This window comes from Paenibacillus oenotherae, assembly GCF_019443105.1.
Taxonomy (GTDB): domain Bacteria; phylum Bacillota; class Bacilli; order Paenibacillales; family Paenibacillaceae; genus Paenibacillus_Z; species Paenibacillus_Z oenotherae.
In genome coordinates, this window is the sequence record NZ_JAHZIJ010000028.1 from 1 (window position 1) to 16,131 (window position 16,131).

At 51.1% G+C, this 16,131-nt stretch carries 13 protein-coding genes; 7 read left to right on the forward strand and 6 right to left on the reverse strand.

The annotated features are described in order from the left end of the window. The 4 genes from K0T92_RS23135 to K0T92_RS23150 form a co-directional block, all read right to left on the reverse strand. The coding region (locus K0T92_RS23135; protein ID WP_219874961.1) for an alpha-amylase at window positions 1-3,632 on the reverse strand (3,632 nt) is incomplete at its 3' end. 201 nt (window positions 3,633-3,833) lie between these two features. After that, window positions 3,834-4,574, reverse strand: a complete 741-nt coding sequence (locus K0T92_RS23140) for a response regulator transcription factor (protein ID WP_219874963.1) — start codon at window positions 4,572-4,574, stop codon at window positions 3,834-3,836. Between the two features lie 211 nt (window positions 4,575-4,785). Next, window positions 4,786-5,373, reverse strand: a complete 588-nt coding sequence (locus K0T92_RS23145) for a response regulator (RefSeq protein WP_219874965.1) — start codon at window positions 5,371-5,373, stop codon at window positions 4,786-4,788. A gap of 11 nt (window positions 5,374-5,384) precedes the next feature. After that, window positions 5,385-6,779, reverse strand: a complete 1,395-nt coding sequence (locus K0T92_RS23150; RefSeq protein WP_219874967.1) for a sensor histidine kinase — start codon at window positions 6,777-6,779, stop codon at window positions 5,385-5,387. A gap of 270 nt (window positions 6,780-7,049) precedes the next feature. On the opposite strand from K0T92_RS23150, the gene K0T92_RS23155 reads away from it, so the two are divergent. From K0T92_RS23155 to K0T92_RS23175, 5 genes are all read left to right on the forward strand, one after another. Then, entirely contained in the window at window positions 7,050-8,384 is a 1,335-nt protein-coding gene (locus tag K0T92_RS23155; RefSeq protein WP_219875043.1) for an extracellular solute-binding protein, read from the forward strand. Between the two features lie 118 nt (window positions 8,385-8,502). Continuing rightward, window positions 8,503-9,393: a carbohydrate ABC transporter permease gene (locus tag K0T92_RS23160; protein ID WP_219874969.1), complete on the forward strand. Its 891-nt coding sequence runs from the start codon at window positions 8,503-8,505 to the stop codon at window positions 9,391-9,393. A gap of 21 nt (window positions 9,394-9,414) precedes the next feature. Further along, the gene (locus K0T92_RS23165; protein WP_219874971.1) at window positions 9,415-10,302 is read left to right on the forward strand and encodes a carbohydrate ABC transporter permease; all 888 of its coding nucleotides are present in this window, start codon (window positions 9,415-9,417) and stop codon (window positions 10,300-10,302) included. A 77-nt stretch (window positions 10,303-10,379) separates the two neighbouring features. After that, window positions 10,380-12,323 carry a sensor histidine kinase gene (locus K0T92_RS23170; RefSeq protein WP_219874973.1) on the forward strand — a complete coding sequence of 648 codons (1,944 nt, stop codon included), beginning with the start codon at window positions 10,380-10,382 and terminating at the stop codon, window positions 12,321-12,323. A gap of 4 nt (window positions 12,324-12,327) precedes the next feature. After that, on the forward strand, window positions 12,328-13,506 hold the full coding sequence (locus K0T92_RS23175; protein ID WP_219874975.1) for a response regulator: 1,179 nt from the start codon (window positions 12,328-12,330) through the stop codon (window positions 13,504-13,506). A gap of 45 nt (window positions 13,507-13,551) precedes the next feature. Here the strand turns inward: K0T92_RS23175 and K0T92_RS23180 are convergent, their stop codons facing one another. Next, complete coding sequence (locus tag K0T92_RS23180; protein ID WP_219874977.1) at window positions 13,552-14,484, reverse strand: DMT family transporter; 933 nt, start codon at window positions 14,482-14,484, stop codon at window positions 13,552-13,554. 259 nt (window positions 14,485-14,743) lie between these two features. On the opposite strand from K0T92_RS23180, the gene K0T92_RS23185 reads away from it, so the two are divergent. Both K0T92_RS23185 and K0T92_RS23190 read left to right on the forward strand, forming a co-directional pair. Next, window positions 14,744-15,094, forward strand: coding sequence for an ASCH domain-containing protein (locus K0T92_RS23185; RefSeq protein ID WP_219874979.1), 351 nt, complete (start codon window positions 14,744-14,746; stop codon window positions 15,092-15,094). Between the two features lie 12 nt (window positions 15,095-15,106). Then, complete coding sequence (locus K0T92_RS23190) at window positions 15,107-15,541, forward strand: hypothetical protein (RefSeq protein ID WP_219875044.1); 435 nt, start codon at window positions 15,107-15,109, stop codon at window positions 15,539-15,541. Between the two features lie 40 nt (window positions 15,542-15,581). On the opposite strand, the gene K0T92_RS23195 is transcribed toward K0T92_RS23190, so the two are convergent. Beyond that, window positions 15,582-16,130, reverse strand: coding sequence for a hypothetical protein (locus tag K0T92_RS23195; RefSeq protein WP_219874980.1), 549 nt, complete (start codon window positions 16,128-16,130; stop codon window positions 15,582-15,584). Window position 16,131: the final 1 nt, after the last annotated feature.

A 16,131-nucleotide genomic window follows, 5' to 3' on the forward strand; every position in this document is an offset into this window, starting at 1 on the left:
ATATCGCCTTGCTCATACGTACGGGAGAACGTGTACGGAGCGTCTGCGATTTTGGCATGTTGACCTGCACCGATTGCGATGTGATTGTTTCTGAATTGGCCAATCTTCTGCCAGTGGCTTTGAACAGAGGTATTAATGCTGCCCCAGTTCATGAAGGAACGTGAACCCATATCCGGGTCAGAGCCATTCTCGCCTACTGGTCTAGCTGTTTCATCACCGTAGAACGTTTGTACTGCACCAGGAGCAAGCAGCAAAGCTGTTCCTGCCTGGATTAGATTACCACGGTCATACAGCCTCTTATCATGTGATGAGATGTAGCTTAGCATACTGTAGTTTGCTGCACTGCCGTTAAACTCGGTTGCATACTGAGAGAAGATTTTCTCCAAATTAGAGAAGTTCTCTCCTTGGAACGCGAAGTTGATCAGGGAGTCAAAACCATTATTGAAATAATTGCCGTCTCTGCCGAGACCTTTATCGTATACTTCACCTGTCATCCAGAAGTTATCGGTCCAATCTGCTCCTGGTTTCGTCGGGTTGTTCTGTCTCCATTTGGCAAGGGCGCTGCTTGCTTCTGTCTTCAGTGCACCCCATCTGTCATATTGAACGTGTTTCGCCGTATCCGCACGGAATCCGTCGATACCAAACTCTTCAACCCATGAGGACAACCATTTGATCATGTAGTCTTTAGGAGCTACGTTCAGGTCTGTACGGTATTTCTTGGCAGCTGGAACGATCCAGTTGTCAAAGCCGCTCGCTTCTTTAGCGAACTTCGTTTTCAGAATTGGCGGCAATGTAGTCGGGCTGGTGGAATCCGTCTTGATGTCAGGCAAGAAGCCGACGCAAGAAGTGAAGTCGCCGCCGCTACATTGGTCGTAGCCTGCGATGCCATTCGGGCGGATCCAGTTTGTGCCCCACCATGTGGACCAGGCAGATGCATTTTGTGTATTCATGATGTTGTTGTGCGTGTGCCAGTTCTGGCCTTGCGATTGACTTGGCGTCCAGTTGCCGGCAAGTCCGCCGCGGTCGCCATAGTTGTATTCTGCCATATCTACAAGCGTAGGGTAGGCAACATGGTTCATAACAACGTCAAGAATGATACGGATTCCTTTCGAGTGCGCGAGATCAACGAATTCACGCATTTCGTCAATTGTTCCGTAGCTCTTGTCCATTGCCGTGAAGTCAAGGGCATAGTAGCCGTGGTAGCCGTAGTGAGCGAAGTCGCCCTCTTTACCGCCTACCCAGCCGTGCATTTGCTCCCAAGGAGCCGAGATCCAGATTGCATTGGTTCCAAGATCAGTAAAGTAGCCGTCTTGGAGCTTCTGCGTCAAACCTTTAATATCGCCGCCGTGGAAGGTAGCGATGTTTTTGCCCCATGCATCGGTTTTTGGTCTTCCGTATGCACCGTCATTGCTCGTATTGCCGTTGTTGAAACGGTCGGTCATAACGAAGTAGACGTTGGCATTATCCCAACTGAATGGGCTGCCTGTCGGTTGCTGATTGCCGCCGTTGCCGATCTTGGCCGTAGCCGGCGGGCTGGATACTGATTTCTGTCCGATCGTATCGACTGCTTTGACCGTGTACGAGTAGGTATTGTTGTTCGCGACGGTTGTATCGGAATAGGAAGTTCCAGTCGGCTGGCCGATAAGTGCGCCATCGCGGTATACTTCATATTTCGCAACACCCTTGTCATCTGTGGAAGCAGTCCAGGTCAGGTTGACGGATGTTGTGCCAACTACTGTGGCCTGTAAATTTGTTGGAGTTGTAGGAGGCTGATCTGTTCCGCTGCCGCCTACGGTTACACTTTTTGCGATGCTTGCTGCAGATTTCTGCGCAATCGTATCAACAGCCTTGACCGTGTAGGAGTAGGTGTTGTTCGCTGCTACTGTGGTGTCCGTGTAATTGGTAGTCGTGGACTCGCCTTTCAGCACGTTGTCACGGTAGATCTCGTATTTCACTACGCCTTTATCATCAGTAGAAGCATTCCAGGTCAGGTTAACAGCGGTTGTTCCTGAAGCTGCGCCTTGCAGATTCGTAGGAGCAGTAGGAGCCTGATCGACTGGTGTAGCTACATCCGGAACCCAGATGGATACAGAGCCGTCCTTAACCTTGAAGTTACCATTACCGTTGGAGCCGATTGTTACTTTGTCCGTGAAGTTGCCAGTGATATCTTTCCATTGCTCACCAGCATGGCTTGTTCCGACGTACATTGTTTTCGTTCCGCCCGTGCGGTCCGTCATCACTGTAGCCAGACCGGAACCAGGCTTGGCAGCAAGGCCTTCACGTGTCCAACCGATCATATCATCGCTATCCAGGTAATCGTTCTGTTTGCCGTAAGCATAATCCTTACGCGCTTTCAGAATCGGATCAAGCTTGTCTTTCAGTGCAGGGATTTTGCCCGTGCCATAGTAGTCGCCATAGAATACAGTCGGGTAGCCTTGCTCACGCGTCAGGATAAAAGCGTAAGCCAATGGCTTGAACCAGGAGAGAATTGGCGCTCCATGAGCGTCATTGCCGCGGTCAGGCTGTGTATCATGGTTCTCGATGAAAGTCATTGCTTTAACAGGATTGGAACCCATCAAAGTTCCGCTTGCAAGGTTGCGCATGCTGTAGCCGCCGTTGGAGTTGGAAGCTGATGCAAGGTTGCCGCGAAGCGGGAAATCGAACAGCGACATATTTTGTCCGACTTTGTTCAAGTAGTTGTCCAGATCACCCAAAGAACCGATAAACTCACCGACAGCGAACAGGTTTTTGCCTGTTTGCGCGCGTGCGTTATCTACGAATTCCTTCATGAAGCTGTATTTAATATGCTTAACAGCGTCAAGTCTGTAACCATCCAGACCGATTTCGTTCACATACCATACGCCCCACTTCTTGATCTCGTCAGCAACTGCCGGATTGTCGTAATCGATATCGGTACCCATGAGATAGTCATAGTTGCCGTTCTCGCCACTTACTTCCCAATCCCAGCTCTTGCCTTGGAAACGGTAGATTTTACCGAAGTCGTCAACGCCGTTGAAATGCGTCCAGTTCCATTTGAACGAGGAGTACGCATTATTGCGGCCAGCAAAGTTGTAAGTCGTAAACACATTCTTATTGAACTCGCCGGAGATGGTGTTGTTCCGGTTGTTGCCTGCTACTTCCGTTACAGGCACGCTTTGGCTGGAGTCGCCGCCCATCATATGGTTGACAACGATATCCGCGTAAGCTTGAATATTGTTGCTATGAAGCGCGTCAACTGCACTTTTCAACTGGGCTTTCGTACCGTATTTAGTACGAACAGTACCCTTCTGGTTGAATTCGCCCAGATCGTAGAAGTCATAGACGCCGTATCCGACGTCATTCGTTCCGACATGCCCTTTGTATGCAGGGGGCAGCCAGATCGAAGTAATACCAATATCGCTCAGATGCGGGGCATCTGCAGCGAGTCTGTTCCAGTGCTCGCCGTCATTCGGTGTATTCCATTCAAAATACTGCATCATCGTTCCGTTAACCGGAACTGCAGCAGGTGCAGCGGCAGGAACTTCGCCCGAAGCCGCTTCTGCTCTGTTCACAGGAGCGCCTATAAGACCACTCCATAGCATTGAGCAGGCAATGGTCAGGCTTAAAAGTACTTTGGTGCTCTTCTTTAACATTTACCAATTTCCTCCTAAAATTATTCTAAAAACAATAGTGCGGGGCAGTTTGCCCAGTTATCATGTTAATTTTTTTTGATTACATCGCCTCCTTGTATATGTGCAAACGTTTTCATTCATGTTCCTAATTTTAACAATTCAGTTTAAAGCCTAGTTAAAGTTTTAAGGATGAATAATGAAAAAATTCACATTTTTAGTCATTTACGAAAACGTTTCCGATTGTGTTTCAATGGCTCCAAGGGAAACAGCACCGTTGAATTTGTAGCCGGCCCCCCTTACGGTATGGATGTAGAGAGGCTTATTCGGACGAAGCTCAATCTTCTGCCGCAAATTATAGATATGGACCATCACGGTACGGACATCACCCAGCTTATTGTCCCTCCACACAAGGTCATACAGGGCTTCGGTATGAAAGACGCGGTTGGGATTTTTGGCGAGGATTACTAATAGCTGGAACTCTTTCGTAGATAGAATCGCTTCTTTTCCATACGAAATAACACAGTGAGTCGAGAGATTCACCTCAAGACCGGGAAAGTGCAGCAGATGCCGCTGGTTAACGGGGAAAGCCCGCCTATTCCTGCGAATTAACGCTTTGATCCGAGCATGAAACACATCATAGCTAAGCGGCTTGGAGATATAATCGTCTCCACCCAGATTGAATGCCGATATTTTGATATAATCATCGGAATGGTAGCTCATGAACAGAATTGGAACATCGCTGACCTTACGAACTTCCGCGCACAGTTCCAGTCCTGCCAGGCGGGGAGTCGATAAATCGAGAATAATAAGATCAGGGTCGTGAGAATAGAACATTTCGAGTGTGTCGTGGTCGTGGTTGTTGTATGAACAGCTGATGACTTCGAGTCCGTGTTTGGTTAAGTATTGAACCAGAAGCTTGCGGCTGTCTTCATCATCATCAACGATGATAATTTTATCTCGCATACTATATCTCTCCCCTTATCAGAAGTGCAAGCGCTTACTCTTGATTATATCATTTACAGAATGCTGCATTTTGTCAATTGTATTACTAATAATTTAGGCGAATTAGTTCGAAAGAAGGGGGAATAGCTGCTAACAACCCAAGACCCCTGGGCAGTGAATGGGGGCTGCTTGTCTCTGCCGCAGGACTGGCCTCTGGCTCAAAGGGAGGGGCTTACAGGTTGAGCTTCTTCTTGATCGACTGCATATGCTTTTTGACGGTGTCTGTGGATTTGAGCAGCGTGTCGGCAATTGCTTTTTTGCTGAGGCCTTTTTGCTGGAGGTAATAGATTTCCTGCTCGGAAGGGGTGAGAATCCGTACTTTCTTTTCTTCTTTTATTCTGGCGATCAGCGCGGGAGAGGCATCGTGATGGATGGCTGTCTTGCCTTCAGCGGCATCCTTTATTGCTGCTATAATGTCGTAAATGCTGGATTTGTTCATATAATTGACAGCCCCCGACTCAAAGGAGCTTACGATGACATGCTCATCCATGATTGCTGTGAGAGCGATGACCTTAGAGCCGAGCCTGCTTAATTGCTCGATCAGCTCGATCCCGTCCAGAGCGGCGCGTGACAGGTTGAGATCCAGCAGCACGACATCTATCGCCTCATTCTCTTCTGCGAACCTGAGCGCCTCTTCCTTGGAACCTGTAACAAAGGCGACCTCGATATTATGTCCTTCCCGCTCAATATATTTGGATATATTGTCCTGCCAGAAAGGATCGTCTTCAACAAGCAGTACTTTTATTGTCCGTTCCATCATTTGTCCGCATCCTACTCCAAACCTATTTGCGATTTTTGTGCAACAATCCGGGATTTCGGAAGATGAACAATGACCGAAGTCCCCTTGTTCACCTCGCTATGTACGACTATTTCACCATCATGCGCTCTGACAGCCATATAGCAGAAGCTCAGCCCCAAGCCGTGATTCTTAATATTCCTCTTCGTAGAAAAGAATGGCTCCATAATACGCGGCAGCTCTTCCTTGGGAATGCCTTCGCCATTGTCGCTGACCGCCACGCTGACACCGCCCCTCTTATGAAACAAATGAACATGTATGACCCCCTGAGGGGCCGTGATGGCCTCCATCGCATTATGAAGCAGATTCTTCATCACTTCGGCGAGCAGAACGCCATCGCATCGTACGGTACAGTCCATCTCCCATTCTGTCCTGATCTCAATTCCTCTCGCGCGGCAAAGGGGGCTGGTGGCGTCGATGGCCTGGTGGAGCAATTGCACAAGCTCGACATCAGTTGCTGTAAGAGCAATTTCTTCTGTCTTGGACCGAATCCGGTCGACCATGTTGTCGATGCTTTCTATAGCGGAGAATACCGATTCGATGGAGGACTTCGCCTCCTCCAGATCCTTTTTGTCAATCGAGGCTTGAGCCAGGTTGAAGAAAAATTTGATTTTCTCAATTTCATTCTTGACGGTGTGGTTCAGAATCGCTGTTCCGCTGCTGATGATCTGGATCGACTTGTCCAGCACCTGCTGCTCGACCTTGATCTTGATTCCGAACGCGCCTGTCAGGAAGATATAGCCGATAAACAGCATAAAGGCAAGGCCGAAGAAGATCGGCACCAGGCGGAAAATCTCCGTATCAGGGTTAATGGCTCTGCCCACGTAGTTAAAGATGAAGACACCGAGCCAGACCGGAACGAGGACGACAAACACCCGCTGCCGATCCCTCTTCCGGTACATATTGCTCTCATTGCGCCATGTGTAGAACAGGATCCAGCTTGCTGACAACAGATAGGGAGCCACCCAGGCCAGCAGCGCCTGAAAGTTAATGGCGATGTCAGGATGGAAATCGGTGAAGGGGATCATGGCAGCCATCGGTAAGGCAAGCAGAATAGCGAGCTTCTTGCGGGTACCGGGCTGCACGATCTCGGAATAGACAATGGCATACATAAGAACGGCATAAGGCGAGACCACCTGTGCCAGAAACTGAAAATAGATATGAGCCTCGAACAGCAGCGCGGACACGTCGGCCCCAGCGCCCACTAATTCCAGCTCAGGTATGATGTCGGTTAGCAATGCCTCTGACAGACCGCCGATCGAAGCGGACATACAGAATGTAATCATCCAGCGGTTAGCTATATTTTCTTTGGGCTGGCTGACGTACAGGATGATTGCAAATAATAAGCTGATGAAGAATACAACTAGCATACATGGTTACCCCGCAATCAATAAGTCTTAATAAATGCGCTATATGACCCATCAAATAGTTACTATACCATAAAATCACAATTAATAGAGTCGAATTTATGCCTAAAAAAGTGCGCCTTTGTAACTATTTCAGTACGAATGAATGACTTTCGGCTTGTGGAAGAATCTAAAGAAAGCAACCCTCATATCCTAAGTTCCTGCATTGTAGGGAGTTCGGCAGCGAGCCATAATAGGCTTATAACTTGAAGAGGGGGAAACAAGGTGGCGACAATGTCCAAAGGTGTGAAGGCGGTTATGGCGGGTGCGCTTGCTCTTAGCCTGGCGGCATGCGGGACGAACAACAACTCGGCAACTGGCGGCAATGACAACAAAGGGGCAGCTAACGGGAGCAAGGCGACGAATCAGGAGAAGATCACAATTACATTCCAGAATATATATCCCGACCCGACAGATCCAAAGCATGGCGCTGTCAAGAAGATCGTGGAGCAGTACGAAGCGGAGCACAGCAATATCAAGATTGAGCTGGACTCGCTCAATACAGATCAGCAGAAGCTGAAGCTCAAGACGCAGGCTGCGTCCAAGGAAGTGCCGGATATTACGGTCGTTAATCCCTCTGCACAGATGAAGCCTTTCGTTGAAGCAGGCCTGTTCGCCCCGTTGAATGATATGGTGGAGCAGAATGGGCTGAAGGCCACGTTCCAGGAGGGAATTCTCGACTGGTATTCCTTCGATAACAACCTGTATGCATTGCCGGATGGGAACAATATCGGTGTTGTCTATTACAATAAAGAGCTGTTCGAGCAGGGAGGCGTGAAGGTTCCTGCTACGTTCGAAGAGATGATCGAAGTTGTGAAAACGCTTAAATCGAAAGGGATTACGCCGATTGCGATCGGGGAGAAGGATACATGGACGGGTTCCTTCCTGTTCATGAACGTTCTGCTCCGCACCAATGGCGGCCCTGGATTCCTTCAGGATGTGCAGGATGGCAAGAAGACATTCGAGGATCAGGCCTTCGTAGATGCCGTTGACAGCTTCCAGGATCTCGTGCAAGCAGGAGCGTTCCAGGAAGGCGCAACTTCCTTCGACTACAATGCGGGAGAGAACCTGTTCAAGACAGGCAAGAGCGCGATGTACTATATGGGAAGCTGGGCAACGGGCGGCATAGAGACCTCCTCGGTTAACGGCAAAGTAGGCGTATTCAAGTTCCCTACGGTCAAAGGCAAGGGCAACCCGAACGAATTCATGTTAGCGCCGGGCAGCGGATTCGCTATCTCAGCCAACAGCAAGCATCTGCAGGAAACGAAGGATTTCTTGAACTATTTCATGCTGAACTTCCCGAAAGTGATGTTCGAAGCTAAGGGCGCGATCGGCATTGCCCAGAAGGTAGAGGGGGATTTCAAGGCACAGGGCTACTCCGAGATGGCGATGGAAATTCTCGATCTGTTCAAGGAAGTACAGGGCGGCGATCTCTCGTTCGACAATACGATGAATCCGGGAACGTCGCAGGCGCATCTGACGAGCATTCAAGATCTGTTCGGACAGAAGCGTGATTCCAAGGAGATCGGGAAGGATCATCAGACCGCATATACGAGCAACAAAGAGTAGCAGCCGTGCGCGGCAGCATGACCGCTGGAGAGATAAGGGGTTCGAATCGGAATCGAGCCCCTTCTCCCATTTAGTAGAAGGCAGAGCATAAGAAACATTACTTGAGGAGGCGATGAAGATGAATGTGTTAAGAGTCTCCAAATGGACGATAGCCGCATTTGTGCTGCCGTGTTTGCTGCTCTACTTCTGCCTTGTGTTTGTGCCTATTCTCGTTTCATTCTATAGCGGCTTGCTGGATTGGAACGGGATTGGCGAATCGAAGTTTGTCGGGCTTGCGAATTTCCAGAAGCTGTTGTTTGAAGATGCGGTATTCTGGCCTTCTGTGAAGCGGACTCTTATGTTCGCGGTATTCTCGATGGCCGAGATTCCGGTGGCTCTGTTCGTCGCCATTCTGCTGAGCAGATTTGTGAAGAAGCCGAATTTTCTCGTATCGAGCTATTTTCTTCCCGTTATCTTATCCGTTGTAATCATCGGTCAATTGTGGAAGACGATCTATAATCCGGCCTCCATGGGCGGCATGCTGAATCAAGTATTGGAAACGATAGGTTTAGGCGATTGGACAAGAGCATGGCTGACAGATCCCAATGTCGCTATGTATGCGCTGTATTTCGTAGCATTATGGCAATATCTCGGCTATCATACACTGATTCAATTCACGGGCATTCAGAATATCCCTTCGGATATTTATGAAGCAGCCCGAATCGATGGCGCAGAAGGCCTGAAGGCCGACTGGCATATCACACTTCCTATGAATATTCCGATTTTCAAAATATCGATCGTCCTTTCCTTTATCGGCTCGTTGCAGGCTTTTGACATGATCATGGTTATGACAGGGGGCGGCCCGGCGCATGCGACGGACGTCATCTCCACCCATATGTACAACATGTCGTTCCTGTCCATGAAATATGGGTACGGCAGCGCAATCGCGGCATTTCTTGTTGTTCTCTGCCTGGCTGCAACATTGCTCGTGAATCTGGTCTTCAACCGGCTGGAGCGAAAATTTACGTAAAAGGAAGGAGGCTGCGGCATCATGAGTCAAATGATCGGTGTGGCTGCCCCTAGCGCCAAGCCCATAGTCCGGACAGGAGCTCTGCGCTCGCGGATCTTCAAGGCGGCGGTCTTCGTCATTCTCTCTGTCTTGTTCGTCACGCAGCTGTATCCGCTCCTGTGGCTGCTCATCTATTCACTGAAAAATAATGAGGAGATTCTGTCGGGGAGCTTCTTCTCCCTGCCGGCATCTCCGCAATGGAATAATTTCACCGATGCAATCGCATCCGGCAATTACTTCAAGTATCTCGCCAACAGTCTGCTCGTCACCACCGTAACGATGCTGGGCGTCCTTCTGCTCAGCGCGCTCGCATCCTTCGCGATCAGCCGGTTCAAGTGGCGGTACGGCGGGGCTGTGATGGTTCTGTTCCTGGTGGGGATGATGATCCCGATGCAGGCGACGCTGCTGCCGCTCATGATTATTTTCAAGAATATCGATATTCTGAACACGCATCTGTCGATCATATTGCCCTATATCGCTTTCCAAACGCCGATTGCGGTGTTTATTCTAAGCGGGTTCATGAGATCCATTCCCCATGAGATTGAAGAATCGGCTATCGTGGATGGAGCGGGCGTATTCCGGATTTTCCGGAGCATCATTCTTCCAGTGTCTGTGCCGCCGATGATGACGGTATGTATTCTTACGTTTATCAATATTTGGAATGAGTACATTATGGCATCCACCTTCATTTCCTCCGAGGGGCTCAAGACGCTTCCGTTCGGGGTATACAGCTTCGTCAGCCAATATTCCGTTAATTACGGGGCAATCGGCGCATTCCTCGTGCTGGGCGCGCTGCCGGTTGTCATTATCTACTTCCTGCTGGCCGACAAAATTACGAAAGGGATGGTAGCGGGGGCGGTGAAAGGGTAGCGGGGCTCCCCCTCTCCCTCTTCCGTAATGACCTGTGCTAATATGGGGGAAAGATAAGCAGGAGGAGGGGGCCGCCCATGCGAAGCATGCATACGATCCATAATCGCTTGTTCCTGCTGTTTCTCTCCTGTATGATGGCCCTTCTGATCATCGGCGGCTTTCTCTATTATCAGAAGACAACGAGCATTATTCATGCCAAGATCAGCGATATGGCGGAGAAAAATATTTCGCAAACCGTCGGGCTGTTCGACCTGCTGCTGGAGGGCTATGACAGCATTACCAAGTCGCTGAACAGCAACTTCGAGCTGCTGCGGCTGCTCGAAGCCAGGGAGCGGCCCGCCGAGCCGACGATCAGCGGCATTCATGAGCGCACCATTACGAATATAATGGGTGCTGTTTTTTATTCCCGGGATGATATCGTCGGCATTCATATCATTACGAATGCGGGGAAAATCTATAATTACGAGAAGCATTTCGCAGGCGTGATCGATATGAATTACGCCTCGACCGACTGGTACAGCAAGCTGAGGCAATCTACCGGAGAGATGGTATGGCTCGGCTTGCATCAGGGATCAGTCATCAACCATATGCAGAAGGAATCCGTATTCGTCTTCGGAAGGCAGCTCTATAATCTGTCTACGCACAAGCCAATCGGCATTATGTTCATCGAGACGGATCCGGCGCCGATTCTGGCTGCGCTCTCCAATGTAACGATCAGCCCCAACAGCCGGGTCTACATTGCTGACAAAGAGGATCGGATTGTCGCATCTACGGAGAAGGAGGGCGGGCTGCTCCCCTTGTTCAATGATTTGCCGCGGCCCGAGGGGGACGAGATCCTGGTCGATGACCGGACAGATGAGCTTATTGTCGCAGGCAAGGCAGCCATGGCCGATTGGACGGTGCTGGGACTGACGCCCAAGGCAGATATCAGCTCGGAGATCGACGAGACCCGGCAGTATGTGTTCTTCGTCATTATTGCACTGGTCATTCTGTCGGCGGCGCTGGCTACACTGATATCAAGGAATATCGCATCTCCTCTCAAGCTGCTCATTCGTGAAATGAAGCAGGTCGAGATGGGGAACTTCAGAGGCTCGGTCAATGTCAAATCCTTCGAGGAGATCAACAGTCTCGTCGCCTCCTTCAACCGGATGGTGTATCGGATGGATGAGCTGATTGAGGGCATCACGTTGTCATCGATCAGTGAGAAGAACGCGCAGCTGCAGGCGCTCCAGTCGCAGGTCAATCCTCATTTTCTATACAACACGCTGGACATGATCTATTGGATGCTGGATGAGCGGGAGAATGACAGGCTGGGCCGGGTCATTCTGGCGCTCTCGCATATGTTCCGCTACAGCAGCGACTGGGAAGAGGCGTCGAAGACGACGCTGCGGCAGGAGCTTGATCAGATGCGGCATTACATGACGATCATTGAGAGCCGTCTGGAGGGCCGGGTGAGCGCGGACATTCGTGTTGACAGCCAATGGCTCGATATTCCGCTGCCCAAGATGACGATCCAGCCCATTATCGAGAACGCAGTGAAGAGCGGGCTGGAGCCGCTTGATCATCCAGGAGTGCTTCGCCTCTACACGGAGGCGAAGGATCAGGAGCTGCATATTGTCATTGCAGACAACGGAATCGGCATTGCGGAGGAGACGCTGGAACAGCTGCGGGAATCGCTGCGGGAGCGCTATCCTTCGCGCAGCGATGCGGGGGCAGCGGGCTCTTGGGGCGCTGCGGGCCCGGCGGGCTCTCGTAGCAAGGGTACTGCGGGCGGGCCCGAAGGATTTCGCGACAACGGGCCCGGTACGGGCGTTCCGGCAAGCCCCCAAGGCAATGGATCCGCAGCTGGCGGTTCCGCACAATCGCGCAGCGGCGGATTAAGGCGGGGGATCGGATTGCCTAATGTCCATCGCCGCATTTCGCTCATGTTCGGGGAAGCCTACGGGCTTCGCATTGAGAGCAGGCAAGGTGAAGGGACGACGGTTATCATCGCGATACCGCTTCCGACGAAAGGTGGCTAGGGCAATGGACATTCTCATAGTGGACGACGAGATGGTCATACGCGAAGGGATCAAGCGGACATTGAACAACCGGTTTCCGGACTACCGCATCTACTTGGCCTCCAATCCGGAGGAGGCGGTCGTGCTGCTTCGCAGGCACCGCATCCATCTGGTGCTGACCGACATTCTGATGCCGGGCATGACGGGTCTGGAGCTGATGAGCATCTCCCGCGGGCGCCACCCTGATGTGAAGTGGGTGGTCATCTCGGCTTATTCGGAATTCGCCTATGCGCAGGAAGCGGTGCGGCTGGGCGCCAAGGATTATTTGCTCAAGCCCATCGGCAAGGAAGTGCTGATCGGGATGGTCGAGAAGCTGAGCGAGGAGATTATGCGGGATGCAGCGCTAATGCAGGAGGCGGAGATTCTGAAGGTGAACCGCAAGTACTTGCGGGAAGCGGTCTTCCAGCGTTGGGCGGCGGGCCTGGATATCGGACGGATCGATCTCAGCTCCTTCATGGAGAGCTACCCGCATTTTCATCTCATTATGGTTAAGATGGAGAGCGACAAAGTCGTTCATCTGGAGCATTTTATGATCGAGAATGTGCTGGGCGAGCTGATTGAACGAAGCGGGAGCGGGTTTGTGACCATTCATGACAGCAAAAGTCTGCTCGGGCTTGTCATGCTGCATGAAGGAGTTAAGCTGCCTGCACTGCTGGAGGAGCTGCGAACCCATCTCATTACATATTTGCGCGTGCCGTTCCAGATTATGCATTCCGAGCAGCTCGACCACTTCAATGTCGTTCCTGCGGAGGTGCAGCGGATGCGCAAGGCTTCCACCACACAAGTATACGAGCATTATGCCAGCGGCGGCGACCGGGCGGTCGAGGTGGCTCTGCAGTATATTAAGACGCAGTACAATGAGGAGCTGTCGCTGGAGAAGGTGGCCTCTGTCGTTTACTTGAATCCTGTATATTTCAGCCAGCTGTTCAAGCAGAAGACCGGCAAGGGCTTCAAGGAATATGTCATCCATCTGCGGCTGGAGCAGGCCAAGGGCATGCTGCTGAATCCACAGCTGAAAATCGCCGATATCGCCCAGCGGGTAGGGTATAACGACATTCGGCATTTCTCGCAAGTATTCCGCAAGAAGTATGACGCAACACCCTCTGAATACCGCCAGGCTTCTCTGGCTGACGTTACGGAATAGCAGAATCCGGGAAGTGCGAGGAAGTGCGATACAGGAAGAGGGCGCTCAATCCGTTGTTGACGGAATGGACGCCCTCTTCCTGTGCTGAGAATAATTCGTGCCGACGATTCCTAGAATGATGAGGATTGCTCCTATGTAATGGTAGTATAGGAGCTGCTCCTTCAAGAGGAGCGTTCCGGCGAACATCGTCAGCAGCGTGGACAGATTGTTGAACACGCTGACCCGCGAAGCTTCCAGCCGGGATAGGGCGTAGTTGGACAAGAAGGTCGTGACAAGCGAAGATAATACGCCCAAATAGACGATGGACAGGACGAACATCGGGCTGGAAAAGGACTGGAAGTAATTTTCCAGTGTTCCTTCGGAAGTATGCTCGAGAACAGCCATTATATTGAAGGATAGAAAGCCGATCGCAATCATGACGAAGGTGATATCTGTAATCTTGTAAGGGCCGATCAGCTTGCGCGCCAGCACATTGTAAGCTGCGACGGACAAGGTGGACAAGAGGATAAGCAGAAAGCCGATCGTATCCGAGGCTTCGAACCGTATTCCCTTCATCGCCAGAATATATCCCATTCCCGCCATGGACAGCAGAATGGAGAGCTTCTGCCGCATGCTTGTGCGCTCCTTCAGGAAGGCGCCAGCAAGCATCATCGTGAACACGGGTATTGCTGCCTGGACAATGCCGGCCTCCGAGGAGGAGATATGCAGCAAGCCGAAGGCTTGAAGGGCGAAGAATAAGGTCGGGGACAGGGCAGCCAGAGGCAGAAGGAGCAGCACATCCTTCAGCTTCATCGCGAATCGGAGCCGGCCGATTGCAGCGCAAACAAGGATAGCGATGAAGGAGATGGTGAAACGGTGCGCGAGAAGATCTGCCGGATTCGATTCCGTGAGAGCGAGCTTCACGAATATGAAAGAGAAGCCAATAATAATGGCGGTAAGTATTGCGGCTGCATACGCGCGGCTTGGGCTGCTGTTCATCGTTGCTACCTCCATGCGCGTTTGCCGTTTGCGGTGCTCGGCACCAGCGGTTATTTTTAATAGTAGAGGGCATAGGGAAGGGAATCAATGCGGATAGCCTTACTTTGTAGAAATGATAACGAAACGGCTGCGGATTAGTGTTTATGACAGTGGAAAAGGTGAAATTGGCAGACGAACTGTGATATGGTAGTGGAATGACAATCGAATGTCAGGACTAGGCGCAGCACGGGTAGAAAAAATTCGAGGAGGCAGTATTGTAATGAGTATCGAGCAAGAGAACGCGGCATTGCCGCCAAAAACGTGTACGATTGACCGTCTGGTTACGGTTCAAGGAGATGTGGACAAAGTTATTGCAGGGCAGAAGACTGCAACCCGCCGCAACGGAAGATATGCGGATATCGGTGAAATTATGACCCTTGAAGGCCGTAATTTTGTCGTTGACCGGGTATATGCTCAATCATTGGGAGAGCTGACGGACGAGCATGCGCGCCAAGAAGGCTATGACAGCGTAGAGGACTACAAGCAAGCGATCCTGTCATTCCATCCCGGAATGCCTTGGCTGCCGCACATGAAAGTATGGGTTCATGAATTCAGCCCGGTTCAGGAATAGCAATTCTTGGATCTGCTGCATAGGTTGTACCTGTACACCCATATTGTCAGCGCGATAATGTCCATTGGCCCGTTCTTCATCCTCATCCCATTGCTGAGCAAATTACGGGCCTCGGAGCTGCATGTGCAGCATGCTTATCTGGATACCTTCAAGTCGGCTGTCCGATTGGCTAAGCATGCAGGGCATGTGTTGGTTGTATCAGGAATATTGCTCGTTATGGAAGGCTCTTGGTCATGGACAACCTCGTGGATTGTCGTGACCGTTCTGATCTTGTTAAGCTCATTATTTTTCCTGGCACGGGCTTTCTCGCCCTCGATACGGAAGCTTGCCCAGCCCGAGTCAAACCGGGAGCAAGCGATGAATAAACTTACACGGGCTGTCTATATCTACTTGGCTCTGCTGCTGATCATGTTATGGTTCATGGTGGCGAAGCCTACCCTGTGGTGAAGGCAGATTGTGTGCATGGTACAGACGCGGCATGGCGAATTTATTCGCCGGCCGCGTCTTTCGCTTGTTTGGGCCAGAGCGTGTAGCTGAAGCTAATCGCGAAATCAATCAGCAGGATGCCGGCCCATAGAAGCGACATTTGCTGAAGCGGCCCGGTCTGCTCGGGATGATTGACGAGAACAATCATGCCAAGCAGCAGTGCAGAGCCTAGAGCCCATGCGAGAAGATGCTTATACCATCCGGTCCGTTCGCGCTTGGCGCGTTCCTTCCCGTACCTGGGCTTGCCTGCCGGCTTCGGGCCGCCTGCGAACATGTACAGGAAACGGGCGTCAGCCCACGCGATCATGCCGCGCCCGAAGGCCACGGTAACGCCGACATAAATGGCGGCCAAGCCATGGAATACGCTCGCTGCAGCTCCGTTGCGAAGATCGATGACGGTAAATAAGATCAATAAAATGTCAATGACAGGAGTCCCAAGAAGCAGCAGAGCGCCTAGCTTTTCTTTGCGCAGTACATACCTTGCGAACAAGCCCCCTATCACGAACAGCCAGAAGGCTGCTTCTCCCGCGACAATAAGCCAACCGATCATG